Origin of the sequence: Hymenobacter sp. B1770 (genome assembly GCF_049896385.1) — a bacterium.
In the GTDB taxonomy this organism is placed as follows: domain Bacteria; phylum Bacteroidota; class Bacteroidia; order Cytophagales; family Hymenobacteraceae; genus Hymenobacter.
Genome location: NZ_JAFCUF010000003.1, coordinates 393,001 through 407,665, shown reverse-complemented (window position 1 = coordinate 407,665; position 14,665 = coordinate 393,001). Strand labels below are relative to the sequence as shown.

Here is a 14,665-nt window from a genome sequence, read left to right as displayed (position 1 = left end):
GAGGCATAGAAAAGGCGCTGCCTCCCGTACCTCATTTCCATGTATATATTAGGTGGCCGTCGGTTTATTTGACCTATAATCCCCTTGCAACGCCGATGCTGAACCGTAAGAATCTATTGTCGTGGCTTCCCTTTGCGGTACTGGCCTTGGTAATGTTCACCGACCTGCGTTCCCTGGTGCAGGGCCAAGTGCAGCGCGGCCTGCTGGCCACGGGCCTGTGGAATGCCCCACTCCCTGCCGCGCCAACCGCCCTGCCGGTGGTGAAAACCGCCCACGTGGCCTACCCACACAATGTGGCGCTGCTCAGTCTTTCCGGCCAGCCCCTTGCCCTAAGTGAGCTCCAGGGCAAGGTAGTTTTCGTGAACCTGTGGGCCAGCTGGTGCGGCCCTTGCCTGGCCGAGATGCCGGCTATTCAGGCGCTGTACGAAAAGACTGACCAAACCAAGGTAGCCTTCGTGATGATTTCACTGGACGAGAGGCCGGCCCGGGCCCAGGCCCTGCTCAAGCGCCGCGGCTACACCTTCCCCGTGTATTTTCCCGCGGGTCCGCTCCCCGCACCGTTCAACTCGCAGTCCATCCCCTCCACCGTCATCCTGCGGCCCGACGGCCAAGTGGCCGTCCGCCACGACGGCATGGCCAACTACGACACGCCCGAATTCCGCGCTGCCTTGGAAAACCTCGCGCCATCAGGTAAGTAAGTGCTCAGTGGCTAGGGAAGATGATTCAAACAAGCGGTCCGTATCGCCAAAGGCGCTCCGTTCAAAAATAGGAGGATAACCATGGATGCAACCTTATGGATGAGCCAGCGGTCAGGAGCTTGTTAAGTCCTGGTGGGTGTCACTGGTTCTGCTATGAAATAATTTTTGTTTACCCGCCCGATGAAACGGACCACTCTTCTCCTAAGCTTGCTAGTGGCCTTCGCGGGCTGTAAAAAAATACCCCCACTCCGCGGGAGGTCGTCGGCGCCTCGCTTGCCGAGGACTTCGTCCTGGCCTACCAGCAGACGGCCCACCTACCGCGCTTGGACCGGCCCGCCCTGCGGGTGACGGTGGAAGACGTCGAGGACTCGCGGTGTCCGCAAGGCATGAACTGTTTCGGCGCGGGCGTCGCCGGCGCCCACGTGCGGGTCGTGGGCCGCGAGAGTGGCGACCAACGGGTGCTCGTGCGGTTGCGGGGCTTTGGGGGTCCGGACGTGCCCGACTCCGCGGCCGTCCTCGCCAACGGAGAACGCTACATGCTGCATATCCACCGCATCGAGCCTGGACCGACAACCTCCTTTGCGAAGAAGGAGGACCAACGCGTCACCCTGCGGCTCTCCCCCCGCTAGGCCGTGCGGTAGATAGGGGTTCAAGAAAACGGTCGTGGCTGTTGCCGAACTCCTCGACGAGCGCTTTACCCGTAAATTATCGATTGGAATCCGCCCAAAAAGCGGTGGGAGCAGACGCCATGTGGCAGAATCTCACGGTCAACGGGTTCTGGATTCGAAAGGAAGACTTCTGCAACAGCCACGGTCCGAATCGCAAAAGGAGCCATTGGATAGATCAAACCACCTGTTCAGTAGAGACGTCCAGCGACTTCCTTTGTGAACAACTTTTGTATTGGACAGCCGACATGAAATTCCGCTACCTAGCGTGCTCGAACGCGGTTTATTTCACGGCTCTGCTCGCGTCGCGGGGGCAGTGGGTGACCTATCATTACCGGGGCCTGACCGCGTTGGGTTAAGATTTATTGTATGGGGCGGTGGTGTGCTGGACGATGCCCGTGCTCGTGGCGGCCCTTTTCGCGCACTTGCTCACGGGACTGCGTCGCGCCTACGGACCCCGGCCCACCCCCCAACGGACGCCCGTGCTGGTGGGCCTAGCCCTGCTGGCGAATGCGTGGCTGGTGACCAATTTCTTTGGTCTGCTCGGCGGCGCGTATTTCGTTGCGGCCGTTGGGAAGGCCGCTGTGGATGCGGGCGTGGTTTGGCACTGGTGGGCCCGTTCGGAAGCAGAAGGGGTGGAAGGCAATCATCACAAAGGAGCCGCTTCTTGAAGCACGTTCTGGCTAGTGAGGGCTGTGATTACTTACGTTCAGCCAAAGGGTAGTGGCTGTTGTTGAAGTCAGCACATCAACGTTCGTGAGGGCTCCATGAATCGAATCGAGCCAGCAAGACTATCCGACAGCGCTTTTACACGCCCTGAGTAGCTTGATGCTACCTTTCCCGCGTTGCCCATAGCGTTCTGCAACTGCCACGAGGGTTTACTTCTGAATCCTTCTAAGCTGCGGCAGCGTCCTTTTTCTGATTGGCTACTGGGGCGTGTCGGGCACTTGCTGGGCTTCCCGTTCTAGTTTCACCCGTTGCGTACCCCCTGCCGGAATGAGTACTTCTTGGGCGTGGTAGCCAGGCGCTTCGACGGCCACCCGCATTGGCGGACAGGACCAGCCGCCCGCAATTTCGGCGACGTGGAAGCGGCCCTGGGCGTCGGTGGTGACCGGAAACGCCAAGTTGCCCTGCTTCTGCACCCGCGCGTCGGCCAGCGGCTGGCCCGTTTGGGCATCCACGACAATTCCGTCGACTACTTGGTAGCAATCGCAGGAGCAGAGCAAGAGCGCGCCAAGGGCATAATACCGCACGAGTTTCATGGCCCCAAGGTACCCAAGACCCTGACTTCGTCTACTTACCCGCACCCGGTCAGTCTGAAGCCAGTGCTATAATCATTTGGTATGCGGCTGTTCAAGAAAACGGTCGGAAAAGCAAAACGAGCCTTTATCTGATAGCTGATATCCTGAAACTATCACCTTGCTTGATTACCGTCAAATGAATGACAATCTTTTCATTCGATTCAGCATCGAAATAAGAAACGGTGTAGGTATTTAATCGGCTTGCGTTTCTATTAAAAGACAGGGTTTTGAGCCAGGAGATATCCACGTCTTGGGCTTGCAGAAAGGGGTCCGCCTCTAACTGCCCACTCTTATATTGAGCGTTGATTTTACTTGAGAGACTGGCCGTGCAATACTTTTTCTGAAGGGCCCGTGATTTTGCTAGGTTAAAAGGCGTCGGCGCCTTGGCTCCCTCTGTGATATAAGCGGTATAAAATTCCTTTAGCATGGCCACTGCCTGCCTGTTAAAAGGCCTGTTTTGGGATTGAACATCCCTAGAGCAGGCCATCGATATGGAGCTTATGAGTAGTAGAATCAGTATAATTTTTGCTCTCATACCGAGGGGCTAAGTGGTTTACTAGGTAGGTTGGTTTAGCGAAACGGTCATTTTTGCTACGTCGGCCTTCGGGTTGCGGCTCGCTTCATGACATGCAGAAGATTTTGGCTGAATTTTTCTCCGCCATCTTAAAAATCAGGAAGTGGGCCCGTTGTCGACGCGGGCTTCTATCACCTGCTGCACCGTCGCGGGCACGGCCGACAGCAGGTCAAAACCAGTAGCCGCCTCAATGGCGTCGACGGTAGTTCGGTAGGTGCCCCAGCTGGTGTTAAGGTCGTTGTTGTTGGGCGTATCGATGGCAATGACGCGGGTGCTGCTGCTGACACGGGCGGCATCGTTGGTGCCGATGGGCAGAATAACCACCACTTTCCAGCAGCGGGCCGGCACCGTCACGCGACCCTGGTCGATGGTGGTGGCGTAGCCGTTGGAGCCGGTGCCGCCGCGGCCGTAGCTGCCGGCCACCACATAGACCTCGTGCCCGCTGGCCAGAAAAGAGCGGCTATAGTCCTCCAGGCTGGCCCAGGCTTGCTGGTTATTGCGCGGGGCCTGGGGCATGATGTTGGTCATGAGAAACGTGGCCGAGTTATCGACTTCGGTGTTGGTGCGGTCGGCGCTGGGGCAGAGGTGGCCCCGGTCGAAGCCCGAGTTGGTGTAGCTGCTCGATTGCACCTGGTACCAGCCGGCGGGCAGGGAAGCATCGGCGCGGAAGTTGTCCTGGCGGCCGGCACTGCCGCGCCACTCGGCGCTCAGGTGCCAGCTCACCCAGTTGGCAATGCCGCGGTCGCGGTGGTAGCTCACCGCGTATTGGGGCTTGGCGAGGAGGTAGTTGGTGGGCTGTGCGGGGTCGGCGGTGGCGCCGCTGGGGTTGCCCAAGGCTAGGTGGTCGGAGGGGGCGGGGGCGGCACTCTCCTTTTTGCACGCGGCCAGCAGGAGGCCGCAAGCCAGCAGGGTGAAGTGTAATCGCAGTCGGAATTGGAGCATGGTGTGGGAGCGCCTTGGTTAGGCTAATGCCTCAAACTACGAGGGCAAGCGGCCAAAGGTCCGGATTTCAGACTGGGTTTTCGTGCCGAACCAACGGTAGTGAGAGTAAGAACAAGCAACAACAGGTCGGCCCAATTGCTTACAGCCAACGCACCGCCCTGACACGTCAGTGGCCAGACACTCCGGAACCTTGCGGTGCCGGGTGCCTGGCCACTGAAAATAGCAACGCTTGGCAGCGCCTACTTTGTGCCCACCGCGGGCAGGTTTACCTTCAGCTCCACCGAATAGAGGCGGCCGATGAAGGGCGAGGCCACGAACTCCCGCATCTTGGTGTCGAACAGGTTCACGACCTGGGCCGAAGCCGTGAGGTACGAATTCACGCGGTAGCCGGCGCTCACGTCCACTGTGGTGAAACCGCCCAGCGGGCCGTAGTTCCAGGTGCGGCCGAAGCGGGCGTTTTCGCGCACGCCGAGCGTGGGGTTGGCCGCGGCGGCCACGTTGATGCCGGAGTAAAAATCGTAGGCCTGAACGTAGCGGGTGAACACCGAGCCGAACAGCTTTTTGCCGCTGTAGTTTACGGCCAAGCTGCCTTTGTTGGCGGGCGTGTTGATGGGCAGGTCGACCTCTTTCTGCACCTTGCCGTCCTTGTTGCCGTCCTTGTTGCCGTCGTTGTTCAGGTCATCAGTGTCGAGGTTGAAGCCGAAGCCGAAGCGCGAGTAGTTCAAGGCGAGGCTCAGGGTGTTGCTCAGGTAGTAGGTCAGGCCCAGGTCGGCGCCGTAGGTGTCTACCTGGCTAAAATTCACGTAGGTGAGCAGCGCCGCGGCACCGGCTTCGGGCGTGCCCGGCACCACCTCCGTGATGCGCGTATTGCCGCGCTTGGTTACCCGGCGGCCATTGGTGGCAATGTTGATGGCCGGGCTGAGGAAGTCTTTGGAGCGGTTATAATAGGCGTTGGCATCGACGAAGAACTTCGGCGTCACCTTGCCCTTGTAACCCACCTCCCAGGTCTTAATGGTTTCGACCTTGAGCTTGTTGATGACCGTGCCATCGCCGAGGGTGAAGCCCTCAGCGTTGCCGATGAGCAGGCCCCCGAACAGGTAGCCGTCGAGGTTGAGGATGGTGGGGGCGGCAATGCCCTGGCCGTAGGTGAGGCGCAACGACTGGTCGTTGTGCGACCACACCACGGCGGCCTTCGGAATAAAGTTGAAGCCGTAACGGTCGTGCTGGTCGGCGCGGGCAGCGGCAATGAGTTTGAAGTGGGCCGGCAAGGTCAGCTCGCCATGGCCGTACACGCCAATCTGATTGATGATGTCGCCGTCGCGGTCAAACAGGTAGGTGTTGCGGCTGTTGGCCATGTCGCGCTGGTACTGCGTGCCCACCACCAGGTTGAAGATGCCAAAGGTGTTGTTGTACTGCACTTCGCCGTTGAGGCGGCGCGACGCATCGCGGAACACGGCCCCGCGCTTCAGGGCCGTGCCGGCCGTGGTGGTGGTGCCAAACCACTGCTCGCTGAAGGAGCGGCGGCGGGCTTCCTCTTCGCCAAAGCCAGCGTCCTTGAAGCTCAAGTATTTCTTGGTGCGCTGGTTGATGGCGTAGGTGTCGTCGGTCTGGCTCCAAGTGTTGTGCACCTGCGCAAAAATGTGGGGCGACACGTAGCGGGCGTGCAGGTACTGCACGGTCCAGTCCTTAATCTGGTTGCGGCCGGCGTTGGTCTGGGCCAGAAAGCTCGACGGGTTGCCGCCGTATGACACTATGACGTCGGCCTTGTCGGTGAGGCTGTAGTAGAGGGCAGCTTCGCCGTGCAGGCTCTTAAAGGTGCGGTCGAGGCCGAATTCCGTGGCCGCGTGAAACTTGCCCGCGCTGGCCGGCGTGGTGAGCGTGGCTGTCCGCCGGAAGGTTGTGTTGGTGTAGTACACCGTGTCGGTGTGTGGAAAGTCTTCGCCCTGGGTGTACTCGCCCGTCACCTTAAACGCCAGCTTGGGGCTCAGCACCTGTGCGTGGCAGAAGCGGCCCGAAAACACGCTTTGGTTGCCCAGGACCAGCGCCACGGTGGTGCCCACTGTCCGGCGCGGGTCCTTGCTAAACTCCGCCTCCTTCGGCAGCAAATGAAACTTGTGGCAGGCTCGCAGCAGCTTGTCGTACTTTTCCTGCAGCACCAGCGCCTGAAAGTAGGCCACGAAGAAAATGTGCCAACGGTGGGCCAGCACCTCTTTGGCGTTGTCGCGCAGGAAGCTGTCGGCCATCTTTTCCCCGTCAGCGGGCTGCCCATTTAGGTTGAGGCACTTGATGTAGAAGGCCATAAACCCGATTTTATTGCGCAGGTTGTTGGTGCTGCGCAACGACGAAAACGACTGCTTCATCAGGGCCAGAGCCTCGTGAATTTTGCCCTGCCGCAGCAGGATGGCGCTGTAGTTATTCAGGTAGTGCAGGTGGTCGGTGTTCTTCTGCTTGATGCTGAGGTACCCGAACTCCTCGGCCTGCTGCAGCACGTCGAACTTGGAGTGCAGCATCACGCTGTTGGCGTAGTAGTTGAACAGGATGCGGCGCGAGTAAAACACGCCCTGCCGCAGCAGCTTGTCCAGCGCCTCATACACAGCCTTCAGCTTGTCGAACTCCGAGTAGTTAAAGTAGAGGAACGTGAGGCGCACCACCGCAAAGTAGCGGTTCAGCCCATCGAGCGTTTCATCGTAAAACGTGGCCAGCAGCCACGGCTCCCACTGCCGGCTTTCGGTGGCGTTCTGGGTATACTGGTTGGTGATGTCGAGCGTGGCCTAATGCAGCTCCTGAAACACTGCCTTACTCTTCTCGTAGGCCGCCCGCTGCTGCTTCACAAACTGCGCCACCAGCTGGTGTTCCTTGAAGCGCATGCGCACCAGCAGAAACTGCTGGTAGCTCAGCGTCAGCTCGTAAAACTTTACGAAGTAGTAGGCTGGCCGGTCTTAGCGCACAATGGCCTGCAGCAGCGCCTTTTCCTCAGCCGGACTTATAGAATCGGTCATGATTTTCTAGTCCAGCTGGTTGAGGTGCACCAGGTGCTTGTCCACGTCAATGCCACGTCAATGCTGTCCAGGCGCTGCTGAATCCACTGCATCAGGTTGGAGTACTTCCGCTTGTCGATGGCCGGGCGAAACGCCACCGGCGTGCGCGAGTGGTGGCAGTTGTAGGCAATGGTTTCGAGAATCTCGCGGTTGTCGGCATCCTGAAACTGCTGCACCTGCAGCAGCCAGGCAATTTCGTGCGGCAGAATGTCGGCAGCAAACTCGGCAAACTGCTCTAGCTTCCTTTTCACAGCGATGCGACAAGGGTGGGCGGGATGGCCAATGTAGCGGAAATTTTCAAGTTCTTACTACTCCGATTGGACATAAAAAAAGCGCTGAGAGCCAGCGCTTTTTTAGAAGAATGTACCAGAACGTGCAGCGGTTTGCGCCGCGCGCCATTAGCGCATGGCCAACACCGCCGTAAGCGGGGTCAGGTGGGTCGGAGCCGCCTCTTGCCAGGCCCGCTGCAGAGCCAGGTCGCGCCCGTACACGTCGGGCAGCTGGCGGAGCTGGCCGCCGTCGGCCTCGCAGGTCAGGTAGCGCACCACCAGCGGCACTGGCGCGTGCAGCCCGAATGCCTTGGTGCGCCCGCGGTCCAGGCTGTTTTGCAGGTCTTCCAGGCGGTCGGGGGTGTTTTTGGCATCTCGCGTCAGCAGGAAGCGGGCCAGCTCCAAGGGCTTCTCTACCCGAATGCAGCCGTGGCTCAAAGCCCGGGTATTGGCCTTAAAAGCCGACTTGGTGGGCGTGTCGTGCATGTACACGGCGTAAGGATTAGCGAAACGAAACACTACCTCCCCCAAAGCATTTTCGGTAGAAGGTGCCTGGCGGATGCTGTAAGGAAACGCCCCGGGCTGCACCTCGTTCCAATCCACGCGGTAAGGATTGACGCGCTTGCCGGCGGCATTGAACAGCTCAAAGCCCCGGTCGTCCAGATACCCCGGGTCGCGGCGGAGCTTGGGCAGCATTTCGTTGGCGGCAATGCTCTCGGGCACGCGCCATTCGGGCGCCGCCTGGAAGTAGGTCACGCGGCTATACAGCTCCGGCGTGGGCGACGTGACCTTGCCCACCACCACGCGGTGGCTGGCCGCTACTTTGGCGCCGCGCACTACTTGCAGGGTGTACGACGGAATGTTCACTGCCAGGTACAGCGAGTCGGCACCGGGCTCCCAGCGGAGGCGCTCCAGGTTGATGGCCACCGACAGAGCGGCGCGCGCGGCGGCGGTGCTGTCGGCGTCGAGCAGGTGCTGCCAGGCGTGCACCAAACGCACGTAGCTGCGGGAAGTAGGCTGCGCTTCCAGCAACACCTCCACCAGGCGGCCACTGCCCGCCGCGCGCTGCAAATGAGCCACGGCATCGAACACCGGGTCGCCGGTCAAGGGAGCCGGGCGCAGGTCTGCATTGGTTATGCGGCCTTCGTGCAGGTGCTGCACAAAGCGCAACAGCGCCGCGCTCAGCTGCTGCTCGGCGCGCACCCGGCGCGCCAAGGATTGGCTGTCAACCGTGCCCAGCGAGTCCAGCAGCGCCCCCAGGGCAGCGGCCTGATAGTCGGCGGGCTTTAGTCCATAGCGGGCCGCTGACTGAAGCAGCTTTACCCCGGCCCGGGCTTCGGCGGTAGCACCAATTGGCTGAGTCCAGGCCGGAGCGTAGCTGTTGCGGGCATAAAAAGCCGCCACTCGGGTGGTGCTCACTGAGTCATTGTGCTGGCTGCCGACGGGCTGCTGCCGGAGGAGAGTCGTCACCTGCGTATCCGAAGGACCATCCACCGCCCCGGCATTCCGGCTCACGGCTGCTGCCAGCACGAGGGCAAGCATCACAAAGCCTGCCCAACGGAAAACCGACTCACCAACTAACACTTGGCGCTGAAGAAAGTGAGTGAGATTGAGGCCGGAAGTAGCGGGGATATTCATCGCAATAGCTAGGGATAACTAATGGGGACCAACAAGTATTCCTCAAAATTATCCAAGCCAAAAAGCCGTATCCTCCACTCTCGCCGAGTGGTAGCTTTTACCCCGCGAAAGGTTGTTTTTAGTGGCCGATTGATTCCATGCTAGCCGCCATTTGGAGCCAAATATGCCCTTCTGAATAGGATAAAGGCGCTATATTCGATTTGAGACATGTCTGTCTGCTAGCCGAGGTGCGAGCCTCACTAGCTAATTAGAGGCCCTCTACTGCATCCTATTTAGAAGGCTTACGCCATCTTACTACTTTACAAACGCAGCCACCATGCTGTTGAACTCCGCCGCTTTTTCATAGTGGGCAAAGTGGCCGGCTTCGGGTAGCACGGCCTGCTGCGCGTGCGGCAGCTGGGCCACCCCCGCGGCTGCAACTTGCGCCGTAGTAAGCTGCGGGTGTAGGGTCCGGTTCGGAATCAGGAAATCCTCGGCGCCAAACACTACCAACGTGGGCTGCTGCACTTGCGCAAGCCGATCGAAGATGGGCCCGTCAAGCATGCCGGCCATGCTGTTGACCACGGTCTGCGCATACTGCGCAAAGTCGTCGCACTGCATCATGCGCAGCCGCTCTGCTATCCAGAGGTCTACTTCGGCCGGCATGCGGTAGCAGTTGTACTTGTGGTTGAGGCGCACCTGCGCCGCGGGCGTGCTCACCATGGACGACACCGTGTAGAAGGAGCGGAGCTGCTGCTTCTCGGGTTCCGTGAACGTCTCGAAACCGGCGGGTGAAGTGAGCACCAGCTTGTGCACATCGGCGGGGTATTTCAGGGCCAGGGTCACGGCAATCTGACCGCCCATGCTGTGGCCCACCAGCGTCACCTTTTTCAGGCGCAGCTTCTGGATGAAGTGGTGAATAACTTCGGCGTAGAAGTCCATGGTGCCGGGGAAGTGGCCTTTGGACGATTTGCCGTAGCCGGGCAAATCCACTGCCAGGCAGCGGGCGGTTTTGCTCAGCTCGGGCAGGGTGCGCTCCCAGGCCCGCACGTAGCTGCTCAGCCCGTGAATGAAGAGGAGCGTGTTCGGGCCCTGGGGGCATCCACGTAAACCACGTGGAGCGTGTCGGCTAGCACCAGGGTATGCTCGGGGAAACCGTAGGAGCCAATCACCTGACGAATCGGCACTGCTTGCGTCGGATAACTCATCGCCGGGAGACTTGCTAGGATGAACAGAAGTAGGGCCAGGTTGCCGGCGCAGTACGCCTGCAGCGCTTCGCAGGAAATGTTGAGGTCCTTGGTCACGATGAAGGCTTTGCCTACTTCGCCCAGCGCTCGTCGGGCACGCCGATAACTGCCACTTCCGACCCGCCGGGGAAGGTGAGCAGAAACCGCTCTATCTCGGCCGGGTACACGTTTTTACCGCCCGAAATGTACATGTTTTTGATGCGGTCCATGACGAAGAAGTAGCCTTCGGCGCCGCGGCGCAGCAGGTCGCCGGTGCGGAACCAGCCGTCGGGCAGGGCCTTAGAGGTTTGAATTTGTCCCTTTAGTTCAAATTTGTTTTGCTGAAGAGTTCAACCTGCCGGTGGCGGTAATACACTACGTCGCCAAGTACAAAGACGCCCACGTCAGCTGCGTGGCCTTGTTCGGGGTGGCTGCCCCACTCTGGACTAAGTAGCCGGGCTTCAGCTATGGCACTGGACCAAGGCCGGCGGGGACGGCCTGATAACGCTCAACAACACCCACCGGTCCCAACTCTTCGAAAACATCGGCCTGATATTTCCCGCCTCGCCCACCAGCGTTTCACCCCGGAACGGCGATTGGCTTGGCACCAACTAGGCGCAGGCCTCGCCCCACGCCATGGGCGTATACCAGAAGGCCCTGCGCGAAACCGACCTGCGCGCGAACCTGAGGCAGATTACCCTGCCCACGCTTATTCTGCACGGCAGGCTCGACAAGATTTGTTCTTACAAGTTGGCCGAGCAGATGCATGCCCTCTCCATCGAAGCGCTGGAGAAGTTTAACGCCGAACTATTGGGCTTTATAACCAAAGCTTCTTAACTAGGGGATATGGGCGCAAGGGAGGGGACCGCCTACGGTCTCCTCCAGCCCGCCGAGGCTCACTCATCTGGTTCACCCTCCCGCTACTGCCCATGAAAAATCTCCTACTCGTCCTGTTGCTCGGTTTCGCCAGCCCCGCTTTCGCCCAGTCCCCCGAAGCCAAACTCGCTCAGCTTGGACTGACGCTGCCGCCGGTCGCCGCCGCCATCGGCAGCTACGTGGACGTGGTGCGGGTAGGCAACCTGCTCTTTCTCTCGGGCAAGGGACCCCGCCAAAGCAGCGGGGCCTACGTCACCGGCCGGCTGGGTGCGGGCCTGACCACGGCCCAGGGCTACGAGGCGGCCCGCCTCGTAGCCCTGCTACAGTTGGCCGTGCTGAAAAAGGAGCTCGGCGACTTGGGTAAGGTCCGGCGCATTGTCAAAGTCAACGGCTACGTGAACTCCGCCGACACCTTCACCGAGCAGCCCCAGGTCATCAACGGCTACTCCGACCTGCTAATTCAGGTGTTCGGAGACCGGGGTCGGCACGCCCGCACGGCCCTTGGTACCAACGCGTTGCCCTTGGGCATGGCTCTGGAAGTCGAGATGGTGGTGGAAGTGGAGTAGGAGCGGGGCTGCTCCCGCATCGCCGTTCTTGTGCCGCGGCGGCTCCCCCGCCCGAACCAATAACCTCTTGAGTCCTGATTACCCATATAGGACGGCCCCCTTCAATCTGACCGCCCCAACGGGTGGCTTTGGATACTGCCCGCCCCAGGCAGCGCACCCTCGGGGTGCGGCAAGGGTCGGGAGCCCGGGTCGCGTTGCCCTTCGGCGGGGCGCGACTCACATGCCGGACGGGTACAGGTTCGGCGGCTCGCGGCCTCTCGTGGGGAGATGAGTGGGTACCGGGCCTAGCCCAACCTGCACCCCGCGTTAGACACTTAGGGCAAATCGGCAAACCAGGGGCCGCCACTGGTCACCAGGAAAAATACTTAGTTCCAAAAGCCGTAGTAAGCGGCTCGCATTTACGCGTTTGTGCCGAAGGACTAGTGCCCTCGAGCTCCGGAACTTTGCCTAAGGATTTCGCCATTTTATTTGCTACTTGATGCTGAATTTTTTGTCTGCTGCCGGGTTCTTCGCCATTTGCTGGACCCCAGCCGATGCCCCCGCGCAACCAGGGGCTACCTACGTTCTGCCGGGGCCCCGGGGCGTGGTGCGCGTTTTTGTGCCGGCCGGCGGCGGCGACGTCGAATGGTACACCGGAAGGTTATCGGCGGGCCAGTTGCGCTACCGTGGGCCCCTTACCAGCGAGGACCAGCTGCAAAAACTGCTGGCCACCACCCGCTGAGCTGCGGGGGCCGCGGGGCATTCGCGCACCGAGAGTTCCTTCCCGGCATTCGTCTTTGCTTTCCCTGGCGGTGTTTGCCGCACCGTTTCCCTCCTATGAAAAACAACCTTCACCCCGCCGAGTCGCCCCGGGTGGCCATACCCCACGCGACCTTCATCGATTTGGACGTGCCGGACTCGGTCCGGGCGGCGTGCGCGTCGGCGCAGGCCTTGGGCCCAGCACCCCACCGCCCGTCCCTGCACGTCGACTGCCACCACTTACGCAGCCAGCGCACGCTCGGCGTCAGCCACGTTGTTTCCCAGTTGCTACTCTTGCGCCGGGGCGGAACGGCGGTGTGGCTGCATCGTGTCAATGCACCGTTGCGCCGGTGCCTCCGGTTGTTGCACCTGCATTCGCTGTTCTATTTCGTGGAGCCCGAACAGGACGTATCGCTTTTGTAGGGACGCTCCCCAAATCTCTGCGCACGAACCGGTTGGGCAAACGCGCGCCGGCTACTTCTTCTTCCTCCCAACGACACCCACCCGGCAGGAATCCACGGACTTGTCGCACGGGAAGGCGAACGTACCCCCACAGCCTGCGCCCCAAGACCCATGCCCGAGTGCCGGTCCGCGAGATGGGGCAGGTCTGATTTGCCTTTGCCGACCCATCACCTCCCATCCACCTCACCAGTATGCAACCACTCGCGACCGAACGGATTTATTTCGAGAACGCCGTGGGACGGCTGGTTGAGCATCCCGACGGATATGCGCTGTTCCGCTACCACCCCGGCCAGCGCAAGTTCTCCGACTTTCAGGCCTTGCTCACGCACATGAGCAGCCTGCTGGCCCGCCGCCGGTGGAACCGGCTCTTGGGCGACCAGCGCCAGATGTCCCCCCACACCGCCCAGGAAACGGCGTGGATTCGCGACGTCTGGCTTGGCGCCACCACCCGGCGCCCCAGCACACTCTACGGCGCCATGCTGCTGGCCCACGACGTCTTTGCCCGGCTTTCCATGAACCAGGTGCTGCAAGACGCCCGCAACACCGGCTTGGTATACCGCGTGTTTGACCGCGAGGAAGAGGCGGCGCAGTGGCTCAAGCAGGTCCGCTGACCCCAGGCAGCGGCTTTCTAGCGCTTTTTTCCTTCCGGTCCGTTAATGCAAACGCCGCTGGCCGGGTTGCGCTACTGTTGCTGTTGCTGCTGCTGGTGGCGTTGCTGCTGCTCCTGGTAGAGGCGGAAGGAGTTTGCGGGCATTTCGGGGTCCGGCACTGCGTATACGGGAGCCGGCGCCAGGGTCGGGGCTTCGGCCTGCACGGGGGCGGCGAAGTCGATTTGGACCGACACGTGCAGTTTATGGGTGCCAATGCCTTTGTACGTTCCTTTTACGGGCGTGCAATCCGGGAAATTGCGGCCAATGGCCATGCGCACATGGCCATCGTTCACGATGGTGTTGTTGGTGGGGTCGAGGCCCAGCCAACCGTAGAAGGGAATGTAGGCTTCTACCCAGGCGTGGGTGGCGCCAATGCCGCGCACCTCGGCTTCTCCCTCCTCTTTCTTGGGGCACACGTACCCGCTTATGTAACGGGCCGGAATGCCTATCTGCCGTAGCAAAGCCTGCAGAATGTGTGCAAAATCCTGGCATACGCCCGCCTTAAGCTGCCAGATTTCTTCGACCGGGGTCTCGATGTTGGTCACGCCCTGGCGGTAGTTAAAGTGCTCAAACACATACTCGGAGAGCACCAGGGCATTCTTCAGCGGTTTTTCGGCTTCGCTGGTCAGTTGGCTAAGAGTGGTTTTTACATCGGCCAAGGACTTGAAATCTTCGAGGGCCAGAAAGTCGATAAAGGCTGGGTCGAGCTGCCGGCTCCGCAGGTCCTGCCACTGCTGCGCGGCGGGCTCCTCGTCCATCGGAAACTGGATGGGATGGGTAGTAACGTCGGCCGAGGACTCGATAACGAGAACGGTGTGAGGCTCGAGCACCGTAAAGACGCCCACGGTGTTGCCGAAGGCATCCACGTAGGTGTCAATGGCCGGGCTAAACCGGTTGCCGGAGTCGCTGGAAACGCATACTTCGTGCCGCGCCACCTGCAGCCGCTCGTCGGGCAGGGGGTACAACATAATCTGATTGGCGCCGTCCACGACTTCGGCGGCGTACGAGTAGCGGGTGATGTGCTTGATGGTGTAGGATGGCAT

Annotated in this window: 18 protein-coding genes; 8 read left to right on the top strand and 10 right to left on the bottom strand. The window is 60.6% G+C overall.

All coding sequences use genetic code 11. The annotated features are described in order from the left end of the window. The first annotated feature begins 95 nt into the window (after positions 1–95). The 3 genes from ACP7AJ_RS08585 (at position 96) to ACP7AJ_RS08575 (ending at position 2,034) form a co-directional block, all read left to right on the top strand. Entirely contained in the window at positions 96–698 is a 603-nt protein-coding gene (locus ACP7AJ_RS08585; protein ID WP_426059777.1) for a TlpA family protein disulfide reductase, read from the top strand. Positions 699–1,021: 323 nt separating this feature from the next. After that, positions 1,022–1,327 (top strand): hypothetical protein, encoded by a 306-nt coding sequence (locus ACP7AJ_RS08580; RefSeq protein WP_426059776.1) that lies wholly within the window; start codon positions 1,022–1,024, stop codon positions 1,325–1,327. A gap of 440 nt (positions 1,328–1,767) precedes the next feature. After that, positions 1,768–2,034 carry a hypothetical protein gene (locus ACP7AJ_RS08575; protein ID WP_426059775.1) on the top strand — a complete coding sequence of 89 codons (267 nt, stop codon included), beginning with the start codon at positions 1,768–1,770 and terminating at the stop codon, positions 2,032–2,034. Between the two features lie 255 nt (positions 2,035–2,289). Here the strand turns inward: ACP7AJ_RS08575 and ACP7AJ_RS08570 are convergent, their stop codons facing one another. The 9 genes from ACP7AJ_RS08570 to ACP7AJ_RS08530 form a co-directional block, all read right to left on the bottom strand. Then, entirely contained in the window at positions 2,290–2,625 is a 336-nt protein-coding gene (locus tag ACP7AJ_RS08570) for a carboxypeptidase-like regulatory domain-containing protein (RefSeq protein ID WP_426059774.1), read from the bottom strand. A 124-nt stretch (positions 2,626–2,749) separates the two neighbouring features. Beyond that, positions 2,750–3,091: a DUF3828 domain-containing protein gene (locus tag ACP7AJ_RS08565; protein ID WP_426059773.1), complete on the bottom strand. Its 342-nt coding sequence runs from the start codon at positions 3,089–3,091 to the stop codon at positions 2,750–2,752. A 243-nt stretch (positions 3,092–3,334) separates the two neighbouring features. Next, positions 3,335–4,180, bottom strand: coding sequence for a DNA/RNA non-specific endonuclease (locus tag ACP7AJ_RS08560; RefSeq protein ID WP_426059772.1), 846 nt, complete (start codon positions 4,178–4,180; stop codon positions 3,335–3,337). Between the two features lie 239 nt (positions 4,181–4,419). Continuing rightward, positions 4,420–6,828, bottom strand: a complete 2,409-nt coding sequence (locus ACP7AJ_RS08555; protein ID WP_426059771.1) for a TonB-dependent receptor plug domain-containing protein — start codon at positions 6,826–6,828, stop codon at positions 4,420–4,422. A gap of 347 nt (positions 6,829–7,175) precedes the next feature. Then, complete coding sequence (locus ACP7AJ_RS08550) at positions 7,176–7,469, bottom strand: hypothetical protein (protein ID WP_426059770.1); 294 nt, start codon at positions 7,467–7,469, stop codon at positions 7,176–7,178. A 147-nt stretch (positions 7,470–7,616) separates the two neighbouring features. Beyond that, positions 7,617–9,125: a L,D-transpeptidase family protein gene (locus tag ACP7AJ_RS08545; protein ID WP_426059769.1), complete on the bottom strand. Its 1,509-nt coding sequence runs from the start codon at positions 9,123–9,125 to the stop codon at positions 7,617–7,619. A gap of 294 nt (positions 9,126–9,419) precedes the next feature. Beyond that, a complete protein-coding gene (locus tag ACP7AJ_RS08540) occupies positions 9,420–10,154 on the bottom strand; it encodes an alpha/beta fold hydrolase (protein ID WP_426059768.1) in 735 nt (244 codons plus the stop codon). Between the two features lie 8 nt (positions 10,155–10,162). Continuing rightward, complete coding sequence (locus ACP7AJ_RS08535; RefSeq protein WP_426059767.1) at positions 10,163–10,408, bottom strand: hypothetical protein; 246 nt, start codon at positions 10,406–10,408, stop codon at positions 10,163–10,165. A gap of 14 nt (positions 10,409–10,422) precedes the next feature. Then, positions 10,423–10,560 carry a hypothetical protein gene (locus tag ACP7AJ_RS08530; RefSeq protein ID WP_426059766.1) on the bottom strand — a complete coding sequence of 46 codons (138 nt, stop codon included), beginning with the start codon at positions 10,558–10,560 and terminating at the stop codon, positions 10,423–10,425. Positions 10,561–10,966: 406 nt separating this feature from the next. Between ACP7AJ_RS08530 and ACP7AJ_RS08525 the strand changes: the two genes are divergently transcribed. The 5 genes from ACP7AJ_RS08525 (at position 10,967) to ACP7AJ_RS08505 (ending at position 13,583) form a co-directional block, all read left to right on the top strand. Continuing rightward, positions 10,967–11,167 (top strand): alpha/beta fold hydrolase, encoded by a 201-nt coding sequence (locus ACP7AJ_RS08525; protein WP_426059765.1) that lies wholly within the window; start codon positions 10,967–10,969, stop codon positions 11,165–11,167. A gap of 92 nt (positions 11,168–11,259) precedes the next feature. Continuing rightward, positions 11,260–11,772, top strand: coding sequence for a RidA family protein (locus tag ACP7AJ_RS08520; RefSeq protein ID WP_426059764.1), 513 nt, complete (start codon positions 11,260–11,262; stop codon positions 11,770–11,772). A 478-nt stretch (positions 11,773–12,250) separates the two neighbouring features. Further along, positions 12,251–12,493, top strand: coding sequence for a hypothetical protein (locus ACP7AJ_RS08515; RefSeq protein ID WP_426059763.1), 243 nt, complete (start codon positions 12,251–12,253; stop codon positions 12,491–12,493). A gap of 95 nt (positions 12,494–12,588) precedes the next feature. Then, positions 12,589–12,933, top strand: a complete 345-nt coding sequence (locus ACP7AJ_RS08510; protein WP_426059762.1) for a hypothetical protein — start codon at positions 12,589–12,591, stop codon at positions 12,931–12,933. A gap of 230 nt (positions 12,934–13,163) precedes the next feature. Beyond that, positions 13,164–13,583 carry a hypothetical protein gene (locus ACP7AJ_RS08505; protein ID WP_426059761.1) on the top strand — a complete coding sequence of 140 codons (420 nt, stop codon included), beginning with the start codon at positions 13,164–13,166 and terminating at the stop codon, positions 13,581–13,583. 71 nt (positions 13,584–13,654) lie between these two features. Here ACP7AJ_RS08505 and ACP7AJ_RS08500 read toward each other — a convergent pair whose 3' ends face one another. Further along, a complete protein-coding gene (locus ACP7AJ_RS08500; protein WP_426059760.1) occupies positions 13,655–14,665 on the bottom strand; it encodes a transglutaminase family protein in 1,011 nt (336 codons plus the stop codon).

Coding starts and splice junctions, on each gene's coding strand:
- ACP7AJ_RS08585 (WP_426059777.1), top strand. CDS start 96: ATGCTGAACCGTAAGAATCTATTGTCGTGGCTTCCCTTTGCGGTACTG.
- ACP7AJ_RS08570 (WP_426059774.1), bottom strand. CDS start 2,625: ATGAAACTCGTGCGGTATTATGCCCTTGGCGCGCTCTTGCTCTGCTCC.
- ACP7AJ_RS08565 (WP_426059773.1), bottom strand. CDS start 3,091: ATGCTAAAGGAATTTTATACCGCTTATATCACAGAGGGAGCCAAGGCG.
- ACP7AJ_RS08560 (WP_426059772.1), bottom strand. CDS start 4,180: ATGCTCCAATTCCGACTGCGATTACACTTCACCCTGCTGGCTTGCGGC.
- ACP7AJ_RS08545 (WP_426059769.1), bottom strand. CDS start 9,125: ATGAATATCCCCGCTACTTCCGGCCTCAATCTCACTCACTTTCTTCAG.
- ACP7AJ_RS08530 (WP_426059766.1), bottom strand. CDS start 10,560: ATGGACCGCATCAAAAACATGTACATTTCGGGCGGTAAAAACGTGTAC.
- ACP7AJ_RS08525 (WP_426059765.1), top strand. CDS start 10,967: ATGGGCGTATACCAGAAGGCCCTGCGCGAAACCGACCTGCGCGCGAAC.
- ACP7AJ_RS08520 (WP_426059764.1), top strand. CDS start 11,260: ATGAAAAATCTCCTACTCGTCCTGTTGCTCGGTTTCGCCAGCCCCGCT.
- ACP7AJ_RS08515 (WP_426059763.1), top strand. CDS start 12,251: ATGCTGAATTTTTTGTCTGCTGCCGGGTTCTTCGCCATTTGCTGGACC.
- ACP7AJ_RS08510 (WP_426059762.1), top strand. CDS start 12,589: ATGAAAAACAACCTTCACCCCGCCGAGTCGCCCCGGGTGGCCATACCC.
- ACP7AJ_RS08505 (WP_426059761.1), top strand. CDS start 13,164: ATGCAACCACTCGCGACCGAACGGATTTATTTCGAGAACGCCGTGGGA.
- ACP7AJ_RS08500 (WP_426059760.1), bottom strand. CDS start 14,665: ATGCCATCCTACACCATCAAGCACATCACCCGCTACTCGTACGCCGCC.